The organism is Marinovum algicola, from assembly GCF_900109145.1.
Taxonomy (GTDB): Bacteria; Pseudomonadota; Alphaproteobacteria; order Rhodobacterales; family Rhodobacteraceae; genus Marinovum; species Marinovum algicola.
Genome location: NZ_FNYY01000002.1, coordinates 99,078 through 118,044 on the forward strand (window position 1 = coordinate 99,078; position 18,967 = coordinate 118,044).

At 68.4% G+C, this 18,967-nt stretch carries 17 protein-coding genes; 12 read left to right on the top strand and 5 right to left on the bottom strand.

Annotated features, from left to right (window positions below; genetic code table 11):
- The first annotated feature begins 148 nt into the window (after positions 1-148).
- Genes BMW90_RS03475 through BMW90_RS03485 form a run of 3 tightly spaced genes read left to right on the top strand, consistent with a single transcriptional unit; the run spans position 149 to position 2,085 of the window.
- Complete coding sequence (locus BMW90_RS03475; protein ID WP_074835424.1) at positions 149-511, top strand: MmcQ/YjbR family DNA-binding protein; 363 nt, start codon at positions 149-151, stop codon at positions 509-511.
- 54 nt (positions 512-565) lie between these two features.
- The gene (locus BMW90_RS03480; RefSeq protein ID WP_074834995.1) at positions 566-1,747 is read left to right on the top strand and encodes a pyridoxal phosphate-dependent aminotransferase; all 1,182 of its coding nucleotides are present in this window, start codon (positions 566-568) and stop codon (positions 1,745-1,747) included.
- Complete coding sequence (locus BMW90_RS03485) at positions 1,744-2,085, top strand: TfoX/Sxy family DNA transformation protein (protein ID WP_074834996.1); 342 nt, start codon at positions 1,744-1,746, stop codon at positions 2,083-2,085. Before BMW90_RS03480 ends, BMW90_RS03485 begins: the two co-directional genes overlap by 4 nt.
- A 67-nt stretch (positions 2,086-2,152) precedes the next feature.
- On the opposite strand, the gene BMW90_RS03490 is transcribed toward BMW90_RS03485, so the two are convergent.
- Positions 2,153-2,701, bottom strand: a complete 549-nt coding sequence (locus BMW90_RS03490) for an NUDIX hydrolase (protein WP_074834998.1) — start codon at positions 2,699-2,701, stop codon at positions 2,153-2,155.
- 95 nt (positions 2,702-2,796) lie between these two features.
- Positions 2,797-3,219, bottom strand: a complete 423-nt coding sequence (gene ndk / locus BMW90_RS03495) for a nucleoside-diphosphate kinase (RefSeq protein ID WP_074834999.1) — start codon at positions 3,217-3,219, stop codon at positions 2,797-2,799.
- A gap of 196 nt (positions 3,220-3,415) precedes the next feature.
- Between ndk and BMW90_RS03500 the strand changes: the two genes are divergently transcribed.
- The 3 genes from BMW90_RS03500 (at position 3,416) to BMW90_RS03510 (ending at position 6,682) form a co-directional block, all read left to right on the top strand.
- A complete protein-coding gene (locus tag BMW90_RS03500) occupies positions 3,416-5,278 on the top strand; it encodes an ABC-F family ATP-binding cassette domain-containing protein (protein ID WP_074835001.1) in 1,863 nt (620 codons plus the stop codon).
- Between the two features lie 137 nt (positions 5,279-5,415).
- Positions 5,416-6,057 (top strand): MarC family protein, encoded by a 642-nt coding sequence (locus BMW90_RS03505; RefSeq protein WP_074835002.1) that lies wholly within the window; start codon positions 5,416-5,418, stop codon positions 6,055-6,057.
- Between the two features lie 43 nt (positions 6,058-6,100).
- Positions 6,101-6,682: a retropepsin-like aspartic protease family protein gene (locus tag BMW90_RS03510; protein WP_048531152.1), complete on the top strand. Its 582-nt coding sequence runs from the start codon at positions 6,101-6,103 to the stop codon at positions 6,680-6,682.
- Here BMW90_RS03510 and BMW90_RS03515 read toward each other — a convergent pair.
- Positions 6,666-9,692 (bottom strand): caspase family protein, encoded by a 3,027-nt coding sequence (locus BMW90_RS03515; protein ID WP_170850507.1) that lies wholly within the window; start codon positions 9,690-9,692, stop codon positions 6,666-6,668. The genes BMW90_RS03510 and BMW90_RS03515 overlap by 17 nt on opposite strands.
- Positions 9,693-9,774: 82 nt before the next feature.
- Here BMW90_RS03515 and BMW90_RS03520 point away from each other — a divergent pair, with 82 nt between their 5' ends.
- Complete coding sequence (locus BMW90_RS03520) at positions 9,775-10,146, top strand: VOC family protein (protein WP_074835005.1); 372 nt, start codon at positions 9,775-9,777, stop codon at positions 10,144-10,146.
- A 165-nt stretch (positions 10,147-10,311) separates the two neighbouring features.
- Here BMW90_RS03520 and BMW90_RS03525 read toward each other — a convergent pair whose 3' ends face one another.
- Positions 10,312-10,770 carry a DNA polymerase III subunit chi gene (locus BMW90_RS03525; RefSeq protein ID WP_074835007.1) on the bottom strand — a complete coding sequence of 153 codons (459 nt, stop codon included), beginning with the start codon at positions 10,768-10,770 and terminating at the stop codon, positions 10,312-10,314.
- A 3-nt stretch (positions 10,771-10,773) separates the two neighbouring features.
- The gene (locus tag BMW90_RS03530) at positions 10,774-12,249 is read right to left on the bottom strand and encodes a leucyl aminopeptidase (protein WP_074835009.1); all 1,476 of its coding nucleotides are present in this window, start codon (positions 12,247-12,249) and stop codon (positions 10,774-10,776) included.
- 165 nt (positions 12,250-12,414) lie between these two features.
- Between BMW90_RS03530 and lptF the strand changes: the two genes are divergently transcribed.
- Genes lptF through pdxA form a run of 5 tightly spaced genes read left to right on the top strand, consistent with a single transcriptional unit; the run spans position 12,415 to position 18,965 of the window.
- Positions 12,415-13,557 (top strand): LPS export ABC transporter permease LptF, encoded by a 1,143-nt coding sequence (gene lptF / locus BMW90_RS03535; RefSeq protein ID WP_244526419.1) that lies wholly within the window; start codon positions 12,415-12,417, stop codon positions 13,555-13,557.
- A complete protein-coding gene (gene lptG / locus BMW90_RS03540) occupies positions 13,554-14,648 on the top strand; it encodes an LPS export ABC transporter permease LptG (RefSeq protein ID WP_048531143.1) in 1,095 nt (364 codons plus the stop codon). The genes lptF and lptG overlap by 4 nt, the downstream gene beginning before the upstream one ends.
- Positions 14,648-16,774 carry an LPS-assembly protein LptD gene (locus BMW90_RS03545; protein WP_074835011.1) on the top strand — a complete coding sequence of 709 codons (2,127 nt, stop codon included), beginning with the start codon at positions 14,648-14,650 and terminating at the stop codon, positions 16,772-16,774. Before lptG ends, BMW90_RS03545 begins: the two co-directional genes overlap by 1 nt.
- Entirely contained in the window at positions 16,771-17,994 is a 1,224-nt protein-coding gene (locus BMW90_RS03550; protein ID WP_244526420.1) for a peptidylprolyl isomerase, read from the top strand. The genes BMW90_RS03545 and BMW90_RS03550 overlap by 4 nt, the downstream gene beginning before the upstream one ends.
- Complete coding sequence (gene pdxA, locus BMW90_RS03555; protein WP_074835014.1) at positions 17,991-18,965, top strand: 4-hydroxythreonine-4-phosphate dehydrogenase PdxA; 975 nt, start codon at positions 17,991-17,993, stop codon at positions 18,963-18,965. Before BMW90_RS03550 ends, pdxA begins: the two co-directional genes overlap by 4 nt.
- Positions 18,966-18,967: the final 2 nt, after the last annotated feature.

Here is an 18,967-nt window from a genome sequence, read left to right on the forward strand (position 1 = left end):
GACAAGTGTCAGCGGATAATGCAGCAAATGATGATTGCCTGGATGCTCATGCGGCCCGACCTAGCACAGGACGTGCGCCGCGCCAAGCGCGGACTTGCCCCCGGCCGGCCTCTTGCGCGACTCGCCCGGCCGCCGCACCATGGGTGCCATGTCACGCGAGATGGTGAATGCGATCTGCGCCGCCATGCCCGGCGCCGAGGTCTCCGACCCTTGGGGCGGCGGCCACGACGCCTGGAAGGTCGGCGGCAAGATGTTCGCCTGTGTCGGCGCTCTGGGCGGCGGCGTCTCGGTCAAGACCGCCGATGTCGAGAGCGCCAGCGCGCTGATCGAGATCGGCCGGGCGGTCAAGGCACCGTACTTCCACCGCTCCTGGGTGCAGGTGCCTTTCGACCGCCTCGATCCCAAGGACATCACCAACGAGGAGCTGCGCGAACGGCTGGTGGCCTCCTACCGGATCGTGCGCGCGAAGCTGCCGAAAAAGGTGCAGGCCGGGCTCGACCCGGCGGAGTGATTGACATCCCGGCACGGCGCTGTCTGCATGGCGAAAAGTCGAAAGGGGCACGATATGCGGATATCCGACAGGTTGGCCACATTGGTGAGCGATGGCGACGGCTGGGGCGTGTTCTACAAGGCGCGCGCCCTGGTGGCCGAAGGCGTGGCGGTCACCGAGCTGACGATCGGCGAACATGACATCCCCACCCATCCCCGCATCCTCGAGGAAATGCACCGCGCGGCGCGGGGCGGCCATACCGGCTATGCCGCCGTGCCCGGCACCGATGCGCTGCGCGACAAGGTGGCGGCGCATGTCACCGAGCGCAGCGGCGTGCCCACCGGGCGCGGCAATGTGCTGATCACCCCGGGCGGACAATCCGGGCTGTTCGCGGCGCATATGCTGGCCTGCGCGCCGGGCGACCGGGGGCTGTTCATCGATCCCTATTACGCCACCTACCCCGGCACCATCCGCGCCGCCGGCGCCCTGCCGGTGCCGGTCGCGGCGCGTGCCGAGGATGGGTTCCAGCCCGATCCGGCGCGGATCGCGGCGTCGGCGGCGGGCGCGACCTCGCTGCTGATCAACACCCCCAACAATCCCACCGGCATCCTCTATGACCGCGACCGGCTGCAAGGGCTGGTCGATCTGACGCGCACGCGCGGTCTCTGGCTGATCTCGGACGAGGTCTATGACACCATGGTCTGGGACGGCCGGCACCTGAGCCCGCGCGCCCTGCCCGGTGCGCGCGATCACACGCTGGTGGTGGGCTCGATGTCGAAGAGCCACGCCATGACCGGCAGCCGCATCGGCTGGGTGATCGGCCCGGAGCCGGCGATCTCGGCGCTGATCGACCTGGCGACCCACACCACCTATGGCGTGCCGGGATATATCCAGGATGCGGCGCTTTTCGCGCTCGACGAAGGCGCCTGGCTGGAAGAGGAAATCGCCGCGCCCTTCCGCCGCCGCCGCGATCTGGCGGCGGGGATTGTCGCCGGTTGTCCGGTGGTGCAGAGCGCCCCGGCGCAGGGCGCGATGTACCTGATGCTCGACATCCGCCGCACCGGGCTCTCCGGGCTGGGGTTTGCCGAGGCGCTGCTCGACCGGCACCGCATTGCCGTCATGCCCGGCGAAAGCTTTGGCCGCGCCGCGGCCGGCCATGTGCGGGTGGCCCTGACGGTCGAGGATGCGGCGCTGGCCCGGGCGCTCGACGTGCTGCTGCGCTTTGCCGAAGACCTTTGCCGGGAGGCGGCGGAATGAGCAATCCGGTCAGTTCGATCCGCAATCTCGGCCCGGCGATGGAGGCGGCCTGCGCCCGCGCCGGCATCACCAGCGCCGACGCGCTGCGCGCGCTGGGGGCGGATGTGGCCTACGGCAAACTGATCGCCAGCGGCATGCGCTCGCATTTCATCGGCTATTACGTGCTGGTGATGGGGCTTCAGGGGCGGCCGTGGAACGATTGCCAGGGCGCGGAGAAACAGGCGCTGCGCCAACGTTTCGACGCGCTCAAGGCGGCACAAAAGCCCGCCGGGGCCCCTGACAGCGGCATCGAGCGCATCCTGGACGAGATCGGTGTGGTCGAGGCGGCGCGGCGGTGAAGTCCTGCGGACCCGCGGTCCGAGGGGCCTTGGCCGAAGAGGCCCCGGCGCGGGGGCCCGGGGCGGGTCAGGCGGGGAGTTTCATCCGGGCAAAGGCCCAGGCGGCGGCCATGTGGGTGATGGCAAAGCGCGGCGTACCGAGCGCGGCGTCGAGCTCTTCCGGGGTGGCGAAGCTCACTTCCATCTCTTCGAGATCGCCGGGGTCGGGTTCGGCCACCTTTTCGCAGTCGAGGGCGAGGAAATAACTGCCCGAACAGCCACGCTGGTTGCCGTTGTCGACATAAGTGCCCATCGGGATGAAGGCCCCGGCCCGATAGCCGGTTTCCTCCATCAGCTCACGGCGGCCGGCCGTTTCCGGGTCTTCGCCCGCGTCGACGAAACCGCCGGGAAAGGTGATCGAGACGCAGCGCGGGCCATGCTTGTATTGCTCGAGGATCAGGATGCGGCCCTCGGGTGTGACCGGCACGACCGAAACGAAGGGACGCAGGTGGACCTGATAGAAATCGTCGACCTGACGGCCATCGGGCAGTTCGACCGTCTCGCGCGCGACCTTGAGATACGGCGCGGCCTCGAAGACGATGTCCTTGCGGAGGGTTTTCCAATGCCTGTCAGCCATGTCCGGCGTCGCCCTGTGATTGTCTGAACGTCTTGAAACGGAAAACGCCGCCCCGGGACCGGGGCGGCAGCATTCATCGGGTCGGCGCGGACGGCTCAGCCGACCAGTTCGAGGCCCGAGAAGAAATAGGCGATCTCGACCGCGGCGGTTTCCGGCGCGTCGGAGCCGTGCACCGAGTTCTCGCCCACGGATTCGGCAAACTCGGCGCGCACGGTGCCCGGCGCCGCATCGGCGGGGTTGGTGGCGCCCATCACTTCGCGGTTCTTCTGGATGGCGTTGTCGCCTTCGAGCACCTGCACCACCACCGGCTCGGAGGCCATGAACGCGCAGAGTTCGTCGTAGAAGGGACGCTCGGCGTGCACTTCGTAGAACTTGCCGGCCTGGGCCTTGGTCAGCTGAATGCGCTTCTGCGCGACGATGCGCAGGCCGGCGTCCTCGAATTTGGCATTGATCTTGCCGGTGAGGTTGCGGCGGGTGGCATCGGGTTTGATGATGCTGAGCGTGCGTTGGGTTGCCATCGGGCGGTCTCCTGTTTGAGACCGGGGATATGCGCCCCGGCCGGTCTGAAATCGGGCGTGCGATAGCACGGGGGCTGCGGCATGGGAAGGGGGCTTTGCCCCCTCGGCCTGCGGCCTCACCCCCAGGAATATTTTCGGCCAGAAGAAGGGCCGGAGGTGGCTGGTGTGTGGGGCCCGGCTCTGCTAGAGCGCGGCCATGCTGACGATTGATGACATCTCCTATTCGGTGGAAGGGCGCCTGCTGCTTGACGGCGCCAGCGCGCGGATCCCCGCCGGCCACAAGGTCGGGCTGATCGGCCGCAACGGCACCGGCAAGACCACGCTGTTCCGGCTGATCCGCGGCGAGCTGGCGCTGGAAGGCGGGGCGATCACCCTGCCCCAGCGCGCCCGCATCGGCGGCGTGGCCCAGGAGGTGCCGGCCAACGAGGTGTCCCTGCTCGACACCGTGCTGGCCGCCGACACCGAGCGGGCGGCGCTGATGGCCGAGGCGGAGGAGGCCGTGGACGCCACCCGCATCGCCGAGGTCCAGACCCGGCTGGCCGATATCGACGCCTGGAGCGCCGAGGCGCGGGCCTCGTCGATCCTCAAGGGCCTGGGGTTCGACGATGCCGAGCAACTGATGCCCTGTTCGGCCTTTTCCGGCGGTTGGCGGATGCGGGTGGCACTGGCCGGCGTGCTCTTTGCCCAGCCCGACCTGCTCTTGCTCGACGAGCCGACCAACTATCTCGACCTCGAGGGCGCGCTCTGGCTGGAGAGCTATCTGGCGAAATATCCGCATACGGTGATCATCATCAGCCACGACCGCGGGCTATTGAACCGTGCCGTGGGCGCGATCCTGCATCTCGAAGATCGCCAGCTGACCTTCTACCAGGGCCCCTATGACCAGTTTGCCCGCCAGCGCGCCGAACAGCGTGCGGTACAGGCCTCGATGGCCAAGAAACAGCAGGCCCGGGTGGCGCATCTGCAAAGCTTTGTCGACCGGTTCCGCGCCAAGGCCTCGAAGGCCAAACAGGCGCAGGCGCGGCTGAAGATGATCGAGAAGATCGATCTGGTGGCGGCGCCGGAAGAGGTGGCGCGCCGGGTCTTCACCTTTCCGCAGCCCGAGGAGCTGTCGCCGCCGATCATCTCGATCGAGGGTGGCGAGACCGGCTATGACGACAAGCCGGTGCTGCGTGGGCTGAACCTGCGGATCGACCATGACGACCGCATCGCGCTCCTGGGCAAGAACGGCCAGGGCAAATCGACCCTGTCGAAGCTCCTGTCGGACCGGCTGCCGCTGATGGCGGGCAAGATGACCCGCTCGGCCAAGCTGCGGATCGGCTATTTCGCCCAGCACCAGGTCGACGAGCTGCATATCGACGAGACGCCGTTGCAACACCTGCAACGCGAGCGGCCCGAGACCCAGCAATCGAAGCTCCGGGCGCAGCTTGCCGGGTTCGGCCTGGGCGCCGATCAGGCCGAGACCGAGGTCGGCCGGCTGTCGGGCGGGCAGAAGGCGCGGCTCTCGCTGCTCTTGGCGACGCTCGACGCGCCGCATCTCCTGATCCTCGACGAACCGACCAACCACCTCGATATCGAGAGCCGCGAGGCGCTGGTCGAGGCGCTGACCGCCTATGGCGGCGCGGTGATCCTGGTCAGCCACGACATGCATCTGCTGTCGATGGTGGCCGACCGGCTCTGGCTGGTGTCGGATGGCGGGGTGAAACCCTTCGACGACGATCTCGAGGCCTATCGCAAGCTGCTGCTCTCCTCGGACAAGCCGGCGAAATCCGACAAGCCCAAACCGGCGAAGAAGGACGAGGCGCCGCGCCGCGCCACCCGCGAGAAGCTGATGGCGCTGCGCGCCGAGGTGCGCAAATGCGAGGACCGGGTGGAGAAGATCACCGACATGCATGGCAAGCTGTCGCGCAAGCTGGCCGATCCGGCGATCTACGACGCGGCCAAGACCGCCGAGCTGGCCGAGTGGAACCGCAAGTTCGCCGAGGTCGAGGAAGGGCTGAAGCGCGCCGAGGCGCTGTGGATGGCGGCGCTGGAGAAGCTGGAGAAAGTTGGCGGCTGAGCCTCCCACGGCGCGCCCCGGGCCTGACCCGGGGCCCCGCCCTCAAGCTGCCCTCTCGTGGCGATTGTGTCGCGGCACCCGCCGTGCCTGTCGTCTTCGCCCCTTGCCAAACCGCGCGCGCCGTGCTGCCTAGGGGCATGGACAGCGCCTTTCTCATCTCCGCCTTTGTCACGCTTTTCGTGGTGATCGATCCCGTCGGGCTGTCGCCGCTCTTTGTGGCCATGACCTCGGGCATGTCGCCCCGGGCCAGACGCGCCATCGCGGTGCGGGCCTGCGTGGTGGCGGTGGCGATCCTGGCGCTGTTCGGCGCTTTGGGGGAATCGGTGCTGGGCTTCATCGGCATCTCGATGCCCGCCTTCCGCATTGCCGGCGGGCTGCTGTTGTTTCTCACCGCGCTCGACATGCTGTTCGAGCGCCGCACCAAGCGCCGCGAGGACCGCGCCGAGGAGGCCGAGGACGAGGACGACGATCATGATCCGTCGGTCTTTCCGCTGGCGATCCCGCTGCTCGCCGGGCCCGGCTCGATCGCCTCGATGATCCTGCTGACCGGTGCGCGGCCGGGGATCGAGGGCTATCTCTGGGTGACTGGCGTGATGATAGCGGTGGTGGCCATCGCCTTCCTGCTGTTTCTGGCGTCGGGGCTGCTCGAGCGCGGACTGGGGCGCACCGGCATCGTGGTGGTGACGCGGCTCTTGGGCATGCTGCTGGCGGCGCTGGCGGTGCAATTCGTGCTCGACGGGCTGCGCGATTACGGGCTGGCCACCGGGCTGGCCTCGTAAAGCCGGCCCGCCCACCCTATGTCAGGGACAAAGGAGAGCACGCATGTCGGCCATGGACACCGGACAATTGATCTATCTCGTGATGCTGCTGGCTGCGGTGGTGTTCTGGTTTGTGGTGGCAAACCGGAATTCGATGGGCAAGGTGATGCAGCATGCCGCGCTCTGGGGGCTGATTTTCCTTGGCGCGATCGCGGCCGTCGGGCTCTGGGGCGATATCCGTCAGACGGTGGTGCCGCGGCAGGCGGTGTTTTCCGATCAGGGCCGGATCGAGGTGCCGCGCAGCCCCGACGGGCATTACTACCTGACGCTCGATGTCAACGGCCATCCGACCCGCTTTGTCGTCGACACCGGCGCCACGTCGATTGTCCTGCTGGAGGCGGATGCCCGGGCGGCGGGGATCGATCCGGCGCGGCTGAACTATTCCGGCACCGCGATGACCGCCAATGGCGCGGTGCGCACGGCGCGTGTGGTGCTGGACGAAATCGGGTTTGAAGAGATGACCGACCGGCGGGTGACCGCCTTTGTCAACGAAGGTGAAATGGCCGAGAGCCTGCTCGGCATGTCATATCTGCAACGCTTTGACCGGCTCGAGATCTCGGGCGGGCGGCTCATTCTGGAACGTTGAGGCCCGACAGCGCGGTCTCGAGGTCGTCGGCCCAGCCTTCGGCCAGCGGCAGAAGCTGATTTTCGGCGCGCAGCGCGGTGACAATGGCCAGCGCCTCGGTCAGATACGCGCGCGGGGTCGCGCCGCTCCGGGCCAGGTTGGACAGGGTCAGCGCGATGTCGTGGCGCCATCTGGCATTGGCCGGGTCGCGCTGCACCAGATCGCGCTGAATGGTCAACGCTTCGGCAAAGGCCTGCCGGGCTGCCGCCGCATCGCCCTGCCCCAGCGCGACCGAACCGAGATTGCCGTGGCTGTAGGCCAGATCCTGCCGCCAGAGCAGATTGTCAGGGTTCGCCGCCAGCAGTGCCGCGCGCAGGTCGCGGGCGGCGCCGAACGAGGCTGCGGCGGCGGCCAGATCGCCGCCGGTCTGCGCCAGCCCGCCCAGCCGGTCATGGCTGATGGCCAAGCTGCGCTGCCAGGCACGATTGTCCGGATCCTGCGCCAGAAGCGCCGTCGTCAGCCGCAGGCTCTCTTCGAAGGCCCGGCGCGCACCGGAGAGATCGCCGGAATTCCAGAGCGCCAGGCCCAGGAAATCGTGGCTGACCGCCAGATCGCTCTGCCAGACCGTATGCGCCGGGTTCTGCGCCACCAGGGCGCGCATCGGCGCCAGCCCCGCGCGAAAGGCATCCCCGGCTGCCTGCGGATCGCCCTGCGCCAGCGCCGCCTGCCCGATCTTGTTGTAGGTGATGGAAATATCGCGGCCCAGCCCGGCATTGGCGGCCGTCAGCGGCAGGAGCCGCGCCAGCGCGCGGTCATAGGCGCCGCGCGCCGCCGCCGCGTCGCCCAGCGCCAGCGCAATATCGCCGGCGAGGTTGTGGCTGATCGCGAGGTCGCGTTGCCATTGCGCATTGCCGGGGTCGTGCGCCGCCAGGCTCTCGCGCCCGGCAAGCGCGGCCGAATAAGCGGCCTGCGCCCCGGCCAGATCGCCCAGGCGTTGCAACACGTTGCCGTATTTCTCGAAAGCGATCGCCAGATCGCGTTTCAGCTCGGTATTGCCGGTATCCTGCCGCGCCAGAAGGCGCGAAAGCTCGAGCGCGGCCGCATACTGGGTCTGCGCCCCGGCCAGATCGCCCTGCGCCAGCGCGAGGTCGCCAAGCCGGGTGCGCAGGATCGAGATGTCGCGTTGCCAGAGCGGCTCGTCCGGCTGGGCGGCGCGCAACCCTTCGAAGAACGCAAGCGCGCGGTGGTAACCCGCCGCCGCCGATGCCGTTTCGCCCAGCGCTTCGGACACATCCGCCAGCCGCCGATGCGACAGGCCGAGACCGCGCTGCCAGGCGGTATTGGCCGGGTCTTGCGTCACCAGTGCCTCGGAAATCCGCAGCGCGGCGGCGAAGGCCTCGCGCGCCTCGGCCAGCGCGCCGAGATCGAGGCGGATCTGCCCCAGCCGCTCCTGCGAGATCGCGAGATCGCTCTGATACGACAGCCTATCCGGCGCGGCGGCGGCGACAGCGGCAATCACTGTCAGCGCCGCGTCGTACAGCGCGCCGGCCCCGGTCATGTCGCCGGAAAACCGCGCGACGTCGCCCAGACCGTTCTGCGCCACCCAAACCGCACGTTGCCGGGAAATATCCTCGGGCGCGGCGGCGCGGCGGGCCTCGGCCGCCGCCAGGCTCTGCCGAAACGCCTGGCCGGCGCCGACAAGATCGCCGGTGGTCATCAGCAGGCGGCCCAGTTGATCGGTGACCAGCCGAAGCTGGTCCGGCGTCTCGCCGCTCAGCGCCTGCGCCTCGGCAAACAGCGCGGCGGCGCGGCGGTAATCGGCAATCGCCAGATCACGGCGCAGATCGGCCTCGGCGGCGCGGGCGTTGAGACTGTGGGTTTCGGCCTCGGACAGCGTCCTGACGAGGTAGTTTTCCCGCAGCGCATCACGCGACCGGCTGTCGATCTCGGCCGCCTCGGTGAGACGCGCGCGGGCGGTCTCGAAGGCGCCGAGTTCGAGCTGGCGCTCGGCCTCCTGCCGCAGCGCGGTAACCGCCGGATCGTCCGACGCCAGGGTCGCCATATCCCGGCGCAGTTCGGTAAAGGCCAGGGCGGCGGCGGTCAGTTCGGCGGTCTGGTCGTTCGAAGGACGCCGCGCCAGATCGGCCGAGAGAAAGGCGCCATACAATGGCGCCAGCGGCATGTCGTTTTCCGCCGCGATGCGCTCGATCAGGCCGCGGTGGGCCGGTTGCAGCCCGGCCATGGCCAGCAGCAGCGACTCGCGTTCGGGCAGCTCGGTGGTGCCGCCGGCAAAGACCATCGCCGGCAGGCCGCTTTCGACATAGGGCAGCTGCTTGCCCCGGGTGCGGTCATAGACGTCCTGCTGCACCAGCGTCAGCACCTGGCGAATTTCCAGCCCCGGCGTCTCCAGGTGCCGGCTCAGCGCCTCGGTAAAGGGCGAGTTGTCGCCCGTGCCATCCGCCGCCGCCTGCCCCGGCGCGGCGGAAAAGGCATAGAGCAGGTTGTCGGCCCGCCCGAGCCGCGCCATCCCGGGGCTGACCTCGGGGCGCCGCGCCAGGCTCATCGCACCGCGCCCGGTGCTGCCGAAGGGATCAGTGCGGCAGGCATCGACGATCAGAAGCCCCACCGGCGCCACCCCTTGCAGCACCGCCGCCACCTCGTCGAGCGGCACGCCGCCGGCACGCAGCGCATCGAGGTTGTCGGCGGGGGCATCGACCGGCAAGAGCAGGTTCTGCCCCGCCACCTCCATGCCGTGGCCGGCAAAGAACACCAGCGCCACATCCGCGCCCGCCGCGTCATCGGCGAAATCCTCGAACGCGCGGCGCATCCGGCGCAGGTCGCGGTTGGTCTCGGTATAGACCTCGAAGCCGAGGGCGATCAGCCGGTCCTCGATGGCGCGGGCGTCGTTGACGGGGTTTTGCAGCGGCCGCAGCGCCTCGTATCGTTCCGCCGCAAGCACCAGCGCGGCCCGGGTTTCGGCCCAGGCAAACCCCGGCAGGACCAGCAAGAGAATCGACAAAAGAACACGCATGCCGCAGGGTAACCCGAGGGGCGTGGCGCTCAAATGATTTCTGCCGTCATCGAGGGCCCCGGCGACAGGGGAAGGACGGGTCATGAAACTGGGTGCATTTTCGGTGAGCCTCGCGGTCCGCGATCTGGCGGCGTCGCGGGTGTTTTACGAAAAGTTGGGGTTTTCGGCGGCCGGCGGGGAGGCCGAGCACGGCTACCTGATCATGCGGAACGAGGACGCCGTGATCGGCCTGTTCCAGGGGATGTTCGAGCGCAATATCCTGACCTTCAACCCCGGCTGGGATCAGGCGGCGCAGCCGGTGGCGGGCTTTGCCGACGTGCGGTCCTTGCAGGCCGAGTTGCAGGCGGCGGGGCTGAGCTTTGCGCAGCAGGCCGATCCCGAGGGCACCGGGCCGGCAAGTTTCATGGTGATCGATCCCGACGGCAACCCGGTGCTGGTGGACCAGCACGTCTGAGCGAGGCGCCGGACCGGCGGCCGCCCGTCGTGCCAGCGGCCTGCCCGCTTGGTGCGGGCCTCTCCCCGTCCCGGGCCCGCCCCGGGGCCTCGCGGTCACCACGGCGGGGCCCCGGATCGAAGTCCGGCGCGCGCGGGTTTGCATCGCCGCCCGCGACAGGCTCGGTCAGCCGCTTTCCGCTTTCTTCTCCCAGCGGCCCGAGGCCTCCGACCAGTATTGCGCCGCGCAGCCCGCTCCCGTCAGCGCCTTCCACTGGTCACGGGCCCGGTCCACCGCCTGCGGATCGCCGCCATCGAACAGCACGCAGACCCGTTCCAGCGCCCCCACCTCCTCGGGCGAGACCTCGGCGCCATCCACCATCATCAGGCATTGCGGATCGTTGCCCGCCGCCCCCGAGGTCAGCAGCACCGGTTGCAGCGCATCATGCGGCCCGCCGGCGCGGCCATGCGGCAGAAAGCTGTCGTCGGCCCCCTGCCAGAGCCGCTCGTCCAGCCAGTCGAGCCGTCCCTCGTCGGTGCCGCGCACCGCGACGCGCCAGCCGGCACCGCGGGCCTTTTCCAGCAGCATCGGCAAGGTCGCCTCGAGCGGCCGCTGCGTCAGGTGATAGAAGAACGCGGCGCCCAAGGCTCAGCCTTTCTCGAACCGGTCGCGCACCAGCCGGTCCAGCGCCATGACGCCCCAGCCCGTCGCGCCCTTGGGCGCCAGGTCGGTGTCCTTGGCGACCTGGGCCACACCGGCGATGTCGAGATGGATCCAGGGCGTCTCTTCCTTGACGAAGCGCTTGAGGAACTGCGCCGCGGTGATCGACCCGGCCGGCCGGCCGCCGACGTTCTTCATGTCGGCCTTCTGGCTCTTGAGCTGGTCGTCGTAGCTCTGGCCCAGCGGCAAACGCCAGGCGCCCTCGCATTCCGCCTCGGCCGATTTCAGGAAGTCGTTGCACAGGCTGTCGTTGTTCGAGAACACCCCGGCATTGTCATGGCCCAGCGCGATGATCACCGCCCCGGTCAGGGTCGCCAGATCGATCATCCCGGCCGGCTGGAAGGTTTCCTGCGCGTACCACATCACGTCGCAGAGCACCAAACGGCCCTCGGCGTCGGTGTTGATCACCTCGACGGTGTCGCCCTTCATGCTCTTGACGATATCGCCCGGCCGGGTGGCATTGCCTGAAGGCATGTTCTCGACGAGCCCCACCAGACCCACCACATTGGCCGGCGCCTTGCGCAGCGCCAGGGCCTTCATCACGCCGGAGACGACGCCGGCGCCGCCCATGTCCATCGTCATGTCTTCCATGCCGGCCGCCGGTTTCAACGAGATGCCGCCGGTGTCAAAGACCACGCCCTTGCCGACCAGGGCCAAAGGCGCCGTGTCCTGCGCGCCGCCCATCCATTTCATCACCACCACCTTGGAGGGGCTGTCGGAGCCCTGCCCAACGGCCAGGAGCGCGCCCATGCCCAGCTCGGCCAGCCGGTCCTCGTCGAGCACCTCGACCTCGACCCCCAGACCGCGCAACGCCTCGAGCCTCGTGGCGAACTCGGTGGTGGTCAGCACATTGGCCGGCTCGCTCACCAGATCGCGGGTAAAGAAGACCCCCTCGGCCACCGCCGCCATCGGGGTGAACTCCCCCTCCAGCTCGTCCGATTTCGAACACATGACGGTCAGGCTGGCTTCGCGCGGGGCGTCCTTGCCGGTCTTGTGATCGGCGAAGTCATAGCCGCGCAACGCCAGGCCCATGGCCAGATCGGCCATCTTGGCCCGGCCCCCGGCAAGAAGCAGAAGATCGGCCTCGCCGCGCGCCCGGGCCAGCGCCGCCCCGGCCTTGCGCGCGGTGGCCACGTCGGGGCGACGCGGCAGCTTGATCACATCGACCGCTTCGGCCTCCATCCCGGTGGGCGACGCCAGCGACTTGAGATCGCCGGGCTTCATGTCGGCAAAGGCGCGGCTTTCGGCAAAGCGGTTCAGCGCCTGCCGCATCAGCCGGTTGACCCGCCGCGCGCCGGGATCGAGCCGGCCCTCCTCGTCCAGGATCACGGCCACCCGCCCGGGCGCGGTGGCCACAAGGTCGAGGTCGGTCTCGGCAAAGGTGATCTTGGCGGGGCTGGTCATGGTCAGGTCTCCGGAGAACATTAACATTACGGTGAGTGCCACTAGTCCTAGTGCGCGGACCCCCGCTGAACCACCCCTTTATGTGTGCGCGCTGCCAATATCCAGTTTTCCCTAGGGGAGAAATCTTTTAGGGTCACGGAAAATGAAAAAAGGTTGGGGGACCTGTTGGCCAGATTCGACAGATACATGCTGTCGCAGCTCTTCATGCTTTTCGGCTTTTTCGCGCTGGTTCTGGTCGCGGTCTACTGGGTCAACCGGGCGGTGATCCTGTTCGACCAGCTGATCGCCGACGGGCACTCGGCCTTTGTCTTTCTCGAATTTACCGCCCTGTCGCTGCCGCAGGTGATCGGCATGGTTCTGCCGATGGCGACCTTCGCGGCGGCGATCTATGTCACCAACCGCCTGTCGGCAGACAGCGAGCTGACGGTAATGCAAGCGACCGGCTATTCGCCCTGGCGGCTGGCGCGGCCGGTGCTGATCTACGGGCTGCTGCTGGCGCTGATGATGTCGGTGCTGACCCATCTGCTGATCCCCGCCAGCCTCGAGAGGCTGAAAGAGCGCGAGCGCGAGATCGCCGGATCGATCAGCGCCCGGCTGCTGCGCGAAGGCACCTTTCTGCACCCGGCCGAAGGGGTGACGTTCTACATCCGCGAGATCTCGCCCGAGGGCGAGCTTGCCGATGTCTTTCTGTCGGATGTGCGCAACGCCAACCGCCACATCACCTATACCGCCGAAAAGGCCTATCTGCTGCGCGACGACGACGGCCCCAAGCTGATCATGCGCGACGGCATGGCCCAGGTACTCACACCCGACACCGGCCAGCTCTCGACCACCAATTTCGCCCAGTTCTCGCGCGATATCAGCGGCCTGATCGCCCAGAACGGCCAGGGTCCGCGCAAGCTGCGCTATGTGCCGACCTGGGAGACGCTGTTCGACACGCTGGCGGTAGCCGAAGAGGTCAACGATCCGCCGGGCGAGGTGCTGCTCGAGGGTCATCAGCGGATTTCCCAGGCGCTGGTCACCATCGTGGCGGCGCTGATCGGTCATTCGGCGCTTCTGGCCGGCGGGTTCAGCCGCTTCGGCGTCACCCGGCAGATCGTTCTGGCGGTGTTCCTGCTGGTGGTGGTGCAACTGGTCGAAGGCGCGATGACCGAGCCGGTCCGCGGTGACATGACGCTCTGGCCCCTGGCCTATGTGCATGTGGCGATCGGGCTGGTGATCGCCCTGGCGCTCTATTGGCGCGCCGATCATCCGGCGGCGTTTCGGCGCAGGCGGCCGAACGCGCCGGCGGCGGAGGGCGCGGCATGACGCTTCACACCTATTTCGCGCGCCGCTTCGCCACCATCTTCTGCGGCATGCTGGCGATCTTCTTTCTCTTCGTCATGCTGCTTGACCTGGTCGAGCAACTGCGCCGGTTCGACGAGGATGTGGGCTTTGCGCAGGTGTTGCAAGTCACCCTGCTCAACACCCCCGAAGGTCTCTATCAGATGCTGCCGCTGGTGATGATCCTCTCGGCGATTGCGCTCTGCCTGGCGCTGGCGCGGTCGTCGGAGCTGGTGGTCAGCCGCGCCGCCGGCCGCTCGGGCCTCTCGGCGCTGACCGGGCCGGTGATTGTCGCGGTGCTGATCGGCGGCCTCGCGGTGGCCGTCTTCAACCCGATCGTCGCCGCCACCTCGCAACGCTATCACGACCTGCGCGAACTCTATGACAGCGGCGGCACCTCGACGCTGTCGATCGGGCGCGAGGGGCTCTGGCTCCGGCAGGGCGACGTCATGGGCCAGACGGTGATCCATGCCGCGCGCTCCAATCCGACGGCGACGGTGCTGCATGACGTGACCTTCATCGCCTATGCAGCCGACGGCGGCCCGGTGCGGCGCATCGCGGCGGACGAGGCGGCATTGGCCACCGCGCAATGGGTGCTGAAGAACGCCAAGGTCTGGCCGTTGGTGGCCGGGCTCAACCCCGAGACCAACGCCGCCGTGCATGACGAGCTGCGCCTGCCCTCGACCCTGACGCAAGAGCGCATCCGCGACAGTTTCGGCAAGCCCTCGGCGGTGTCGATCTGGGATTTGCCCGAGTTCATCGCCCAGCTCGAAAACGCCGGATTCTCGGCCCGGCGTCACGCCGTCTGGCTCCAGATGGAGCTGGCACGACCGGTCTTTCTGGTCTCGATGGTGCTGCTCGGCGCCGCCTTTACCATGCGCCACGCCCGCTTTGGCGGCACCGGCCTGGCGGTGCTGACGGCGCTGCTGCTGGGCTTCGGGCTCTACTACCTGCGCAACTTCGCGCAGATCCTTGGCGAAAATGGCCAGGTTCCCGCCATTCTCGCCGCCTGGGCGCCTCCGGTGGCGGCGGTGCTGATCGGCCTCGGCCTCATACTTCACATGGAGGACGGCTGATGCTGCGCCGCCTGACTTTCGCGCTGTGTCTTGCGCTGACGCCCCTGGCCCTGCACGCGCAGGAGGCAGAGCCCGACCCGGCGCTGCTGGTGGCCGATACGGTGGTGGTGACGCCCGACGAACGGCTGATCGCCGAAGGCAATGTCGAGGCGCTTTACGACGGCACCCGCATCTGGGCGCGGCGGATCACCTATGTCAGCGAGACCGACAGCCTGATCATCGAAGGCCCGATCCGCATCGACGACGGCGAAAGCGTCGTCATCCTCGCCGATGCCGCCGAGCTGGATTCCGATCTGGAAAACGGGCTGCTCGGCGGCGCGCGCATGGTGCTCGATCAGCAGCTTCAGCTTGCCGCGGTGCAGCTGGCGCGGGTCGAGGGACGGTATACCCAGCTTTCCAAGGTCACCGTCACCTCCTGCCAGATCTGCGGGCCGAAAGGCGTGCCGCTCTGGTCGATCCGGGCGCGGCGGGCGATCCACGACGAAGAGGCGCAGCAGCTCTATTTCGATGGCGCCACCTTTCGGGTGCTCGACGTGCCGGTGATGTACATCCCGCGGCTGCGGCTGCCCGATCCGACGCTCGAGCGCGCGCGCGGCTTCCTGTTTCCCTCGATCCGCACCACGACCGAGCTGGGCAGCGGCATCAAGCTGCCATATTTCATTCCGCTCGGCGATCACGCCGACCTGACGGTGACGCCCTATCTGTCGCAGGAGACGCGCACACTCGAGCTGCGCTACCGGCAGGCCTTCGTCAACGGCGACATCGAACTGAACGGTGCGCTGACCCGCGACACCGTCCTGCCTGACGAGACACGCGCCTATCTCTTTGGCGAAGGGGTCTTCGATCTCGGCAACCGGTATGATCTGAGTTTCAACTTCGAGGTGACGTCCGACGAATCCTATCTTTCGGAATATGATTATTCCGGCAAGGACCGGCTCGACAGCGAGGTTTCTCTCAGCCGCACCACCCGCAACACCAACCTGCTGGCCGAGCTGGTGCATTACAACACGCTGCGCGACAACGAGCTGAACTCGACCCAGCCGACCATCATCCCGGATCTGCGCTACGAGCGCCGCTACCAGATGGCCAACGGCCTCGGTGGCGAGCTGCGGCTCGGGCTGCTGGGCCATAGCCACATCCGCTATTCCGAATCCGACGTGCGCGGCCGCGACGTGAGCCGCGCCGGAGCCGAGGCGACATGGCTCAACCAGTGGACCTTCGGCACCGGTCTCCAGATGGCGGCGCAGGCCGGCCTGGCGCTGGATCAATTCTCCACCGGGGACGACACCACCGTCACCGATGTCGACAACTCGGTCACCCCCTCGGCCGCCCTGACCTTTCGCTATCCGTTTCTGCGCAGCGCTGGCGGCGGCGCGCGCCAATTGCTCGAACCGGTGGCCCAGATCGGCTGGGTCGGCGGCCGCGATGCCGATGTGGCCAACGACGAAAGCACCCGGCAGGAGCTTGACGAAGGCAATCTGCTGTCGCTGTCGCGCTTTCCCGCCGAAGACCGGCGCGAGCGCGGCCTGGCTTCGGTGCTGGGGCTGCGCTTCCTGCACAAGGCGGCCAGCGGATGGGAAGCGGGGCTGGCGGTGGGCCGGGTCTATCGCAGCACGCAGAACGATGACTTCACCGCCACCTCGGGGCTCGACAATGCCGCCTCGGACTGGCTCTTCGCCACCCATTTCCGCAACACCGACGGGCTTTACATCCAGTCGCGAACGCTCTGGGACGAGCAGGGCGAAGTCAGCAAATCCGCCGCCCGCGGCGCCTGGGCGAACGACCGGATCGATCTTGGCGCCTCGTTCATCCTGCTGCCCGCCGACACCGACGAGGATCGGGACGAAAAGGTGGCGGAATGGACCTTTGACGGCTCTTACCGGTTCAACCGCCACTGGACCGTCTCCGGCGATGCGCAATACGACATCGCCGACAACCGCGCTGTCGAGGCCGGCCTCGGCCTCGCCTATCGCAACGAATGCATCGAGGCGGCGTTCACCGCCGACCGGACCTTTGCCGATTCATCCAATCTGGACCCTTTCACCACTTATGGTCTAACTGTAACGCTAAAAGGGTTCAGCACCGGCGGCGACGCCGGAAGCTACAGCAGGACATGCAAACAATGATTTCACGATTTTTCCGGACCGCGGCCGCGGCGCTTCTGATCGCGCCGCTGACGCCCCTGCCCGTTCCGGCCCAGGGGCTGTTCTCGCCGGCCATCAAGGTCGATGAAATGGTGATCACCAATTACGAGATCAATCAGCGCATGGCCTTTCTCGAAGTGCTGCGCGCGCCCGGCAACCCGCGTGATCTCGCCCGTGAACAGCTGATCGAGGACCGCCTCAAGCTGCGCGAGGCCGAGGCGCTGGGCATCACCGTTTCGCCCGAGCAGATCGCCGCCGGAATGGAGGAATTCGCCGGCCGCGCCAATCTGACCGCCGATCAGCTGATCGCCGAGCTGTCGGGGCTGGGCGTCTCGGCCGAGACCTTTCGCGATTTCGTCCGGGCCGGGGTGGCCTGGCGCGAGGTGGTGCGGGCGCGGTTTGCCGGATCGGCGCAGGTCAGCGAGGCCGAGATCGACCGCGCCCTGAACGCCGCCGGGGGCGGCTCTTCGGTGCGGGTGCTGCTGGCCGAGATCATCATGCCGGCCCCGCCCGCCGAAGCCGAGGCGGTGATGGCCCGGGCGCAGCGGATCGCGCGAACCACCTCGGAGGCCGAGTTCGCCGCCGCCGCACGGCAGTATTCCGCCACCGCCACCGCCCGTTCGGGCGGCAAGCTGCCCTGGCAGCAGATCGAGGATCTGCCGCCGGTGCTGCGGCCGCTGGTGCTGGAGCTCTCGCCCGGTGAAGTGACCGATCCGCTGGCCATTCCCAATGCCGTCGCGCTGTTCCAGCTGCGCGCGCTGGAAGAGACCGAATATGCCCCGCCGAGCTATTCGGCTGTGGAATACGCCGCCTATTACATGGCCGGCGGGCGCAGCGAGCAGACCCTGGCCCAGGCCGTCGGGATCACGGCCCGGATCGACACCTGCGACGATCTTTATGGCGTGGCCAAGGGGCAGCCCGAAGAGGTGCTCGACCGCAGCACCCTGCCGCCCGATCAGATCCCCGACGACATTGCCATCGAACTGGCCAAGCTCGACCCCGGCGAAACCTCGACCGCGCTGACCCGCGCGGGGGGCGAGACCCTGGTGCTTCTGATGCTCTGCGGCCGCAGCCCGGCGGTCGAAGAGGCGCCCGACCGCGAGGCCGTGACCACCGGCCTGCGCAACCGCCGCGTCGGCACCCTGTCCGAGAGCTTTCTGGAACAGCTGCGCGCCGATGCGCGGATCGTGGAACTGGAATGAGCCCGGCCCTGCCCGTTGCGCTGAGCTGCGGCGAGCCGGCGGGCGTCGGCCCGGAACTTGCGCTGCGCGCCTGGGAGGCGTTGCGCGACCGGGTGCCGTTCTTTCTGATCGGGGACGCCGGCCATCTTGGCCAGGGCGCGCCGCATGTGCGCATCGCCGACCCGGGCGAGGCGCCGGCGGCGATGGCGCGCGGCCTGCCGGTGCTGCACCGTGATTTCGGCCCGCCGGTGACGCCGGGCCAGCCCCAAGCCGCCCATGCGCAGCCGGTGATCGATGCGATCGCCGAAGGTGTTGCGCTGGTGATGGCCGGCCGCGCCCGGGCGCTCTGCACCGCGCCGATCCACAAGCAGGCGCTGGCCGAGGGGGCGGGGTTCGCCTATCCCGGCCACACCGAATACCTGGCCGCACTGGCCGGCGTGCGGCGGGTGGTGATGATGCTGGCCGCCCCGGCGCTGCGGGTGGTGCCGGTGACGATCCACATGGCACTGGCCGAGGTGACCGGGGCGCTGACGCCCGCCCTGCTGGAAGAGACCCTGCGCATCACCCATGACGGGCTGCGCCGGCGCTTCGGCCTGAGCGCCCCGCGGATCGCGGTGGCCGGCCTCAACCCCCATGCCGGAGAAGGCGGGCGGATGGGGCGCGAGGAGATCACCACCCTCGCCCCGGTGCTCGACCGGCTGCGGGCCGAAGGGTTCGACATCACCGGACCGCTGTCGGCCGACACGATGTTCCACCCGGCAGCCCGCGCGCGCTATGACGTGGCGGTCTGCATGTATCACGACCAGGCGCTGATCCCGATCAAGACGCTGGATTTCGACCGGGGGGTCAATGTGACGCTCGGCCTGCCTTTCCTGCGCACCTCTCCCGATCACGGCACCGCCTTCGACATCGCCGGCCAAGGCCTGGCCAACCCGGCGTCGCTGATCGCGGCACTTGAAATGGCGGGCGCGGCGGCGCCGCCGGCGTCGTGATG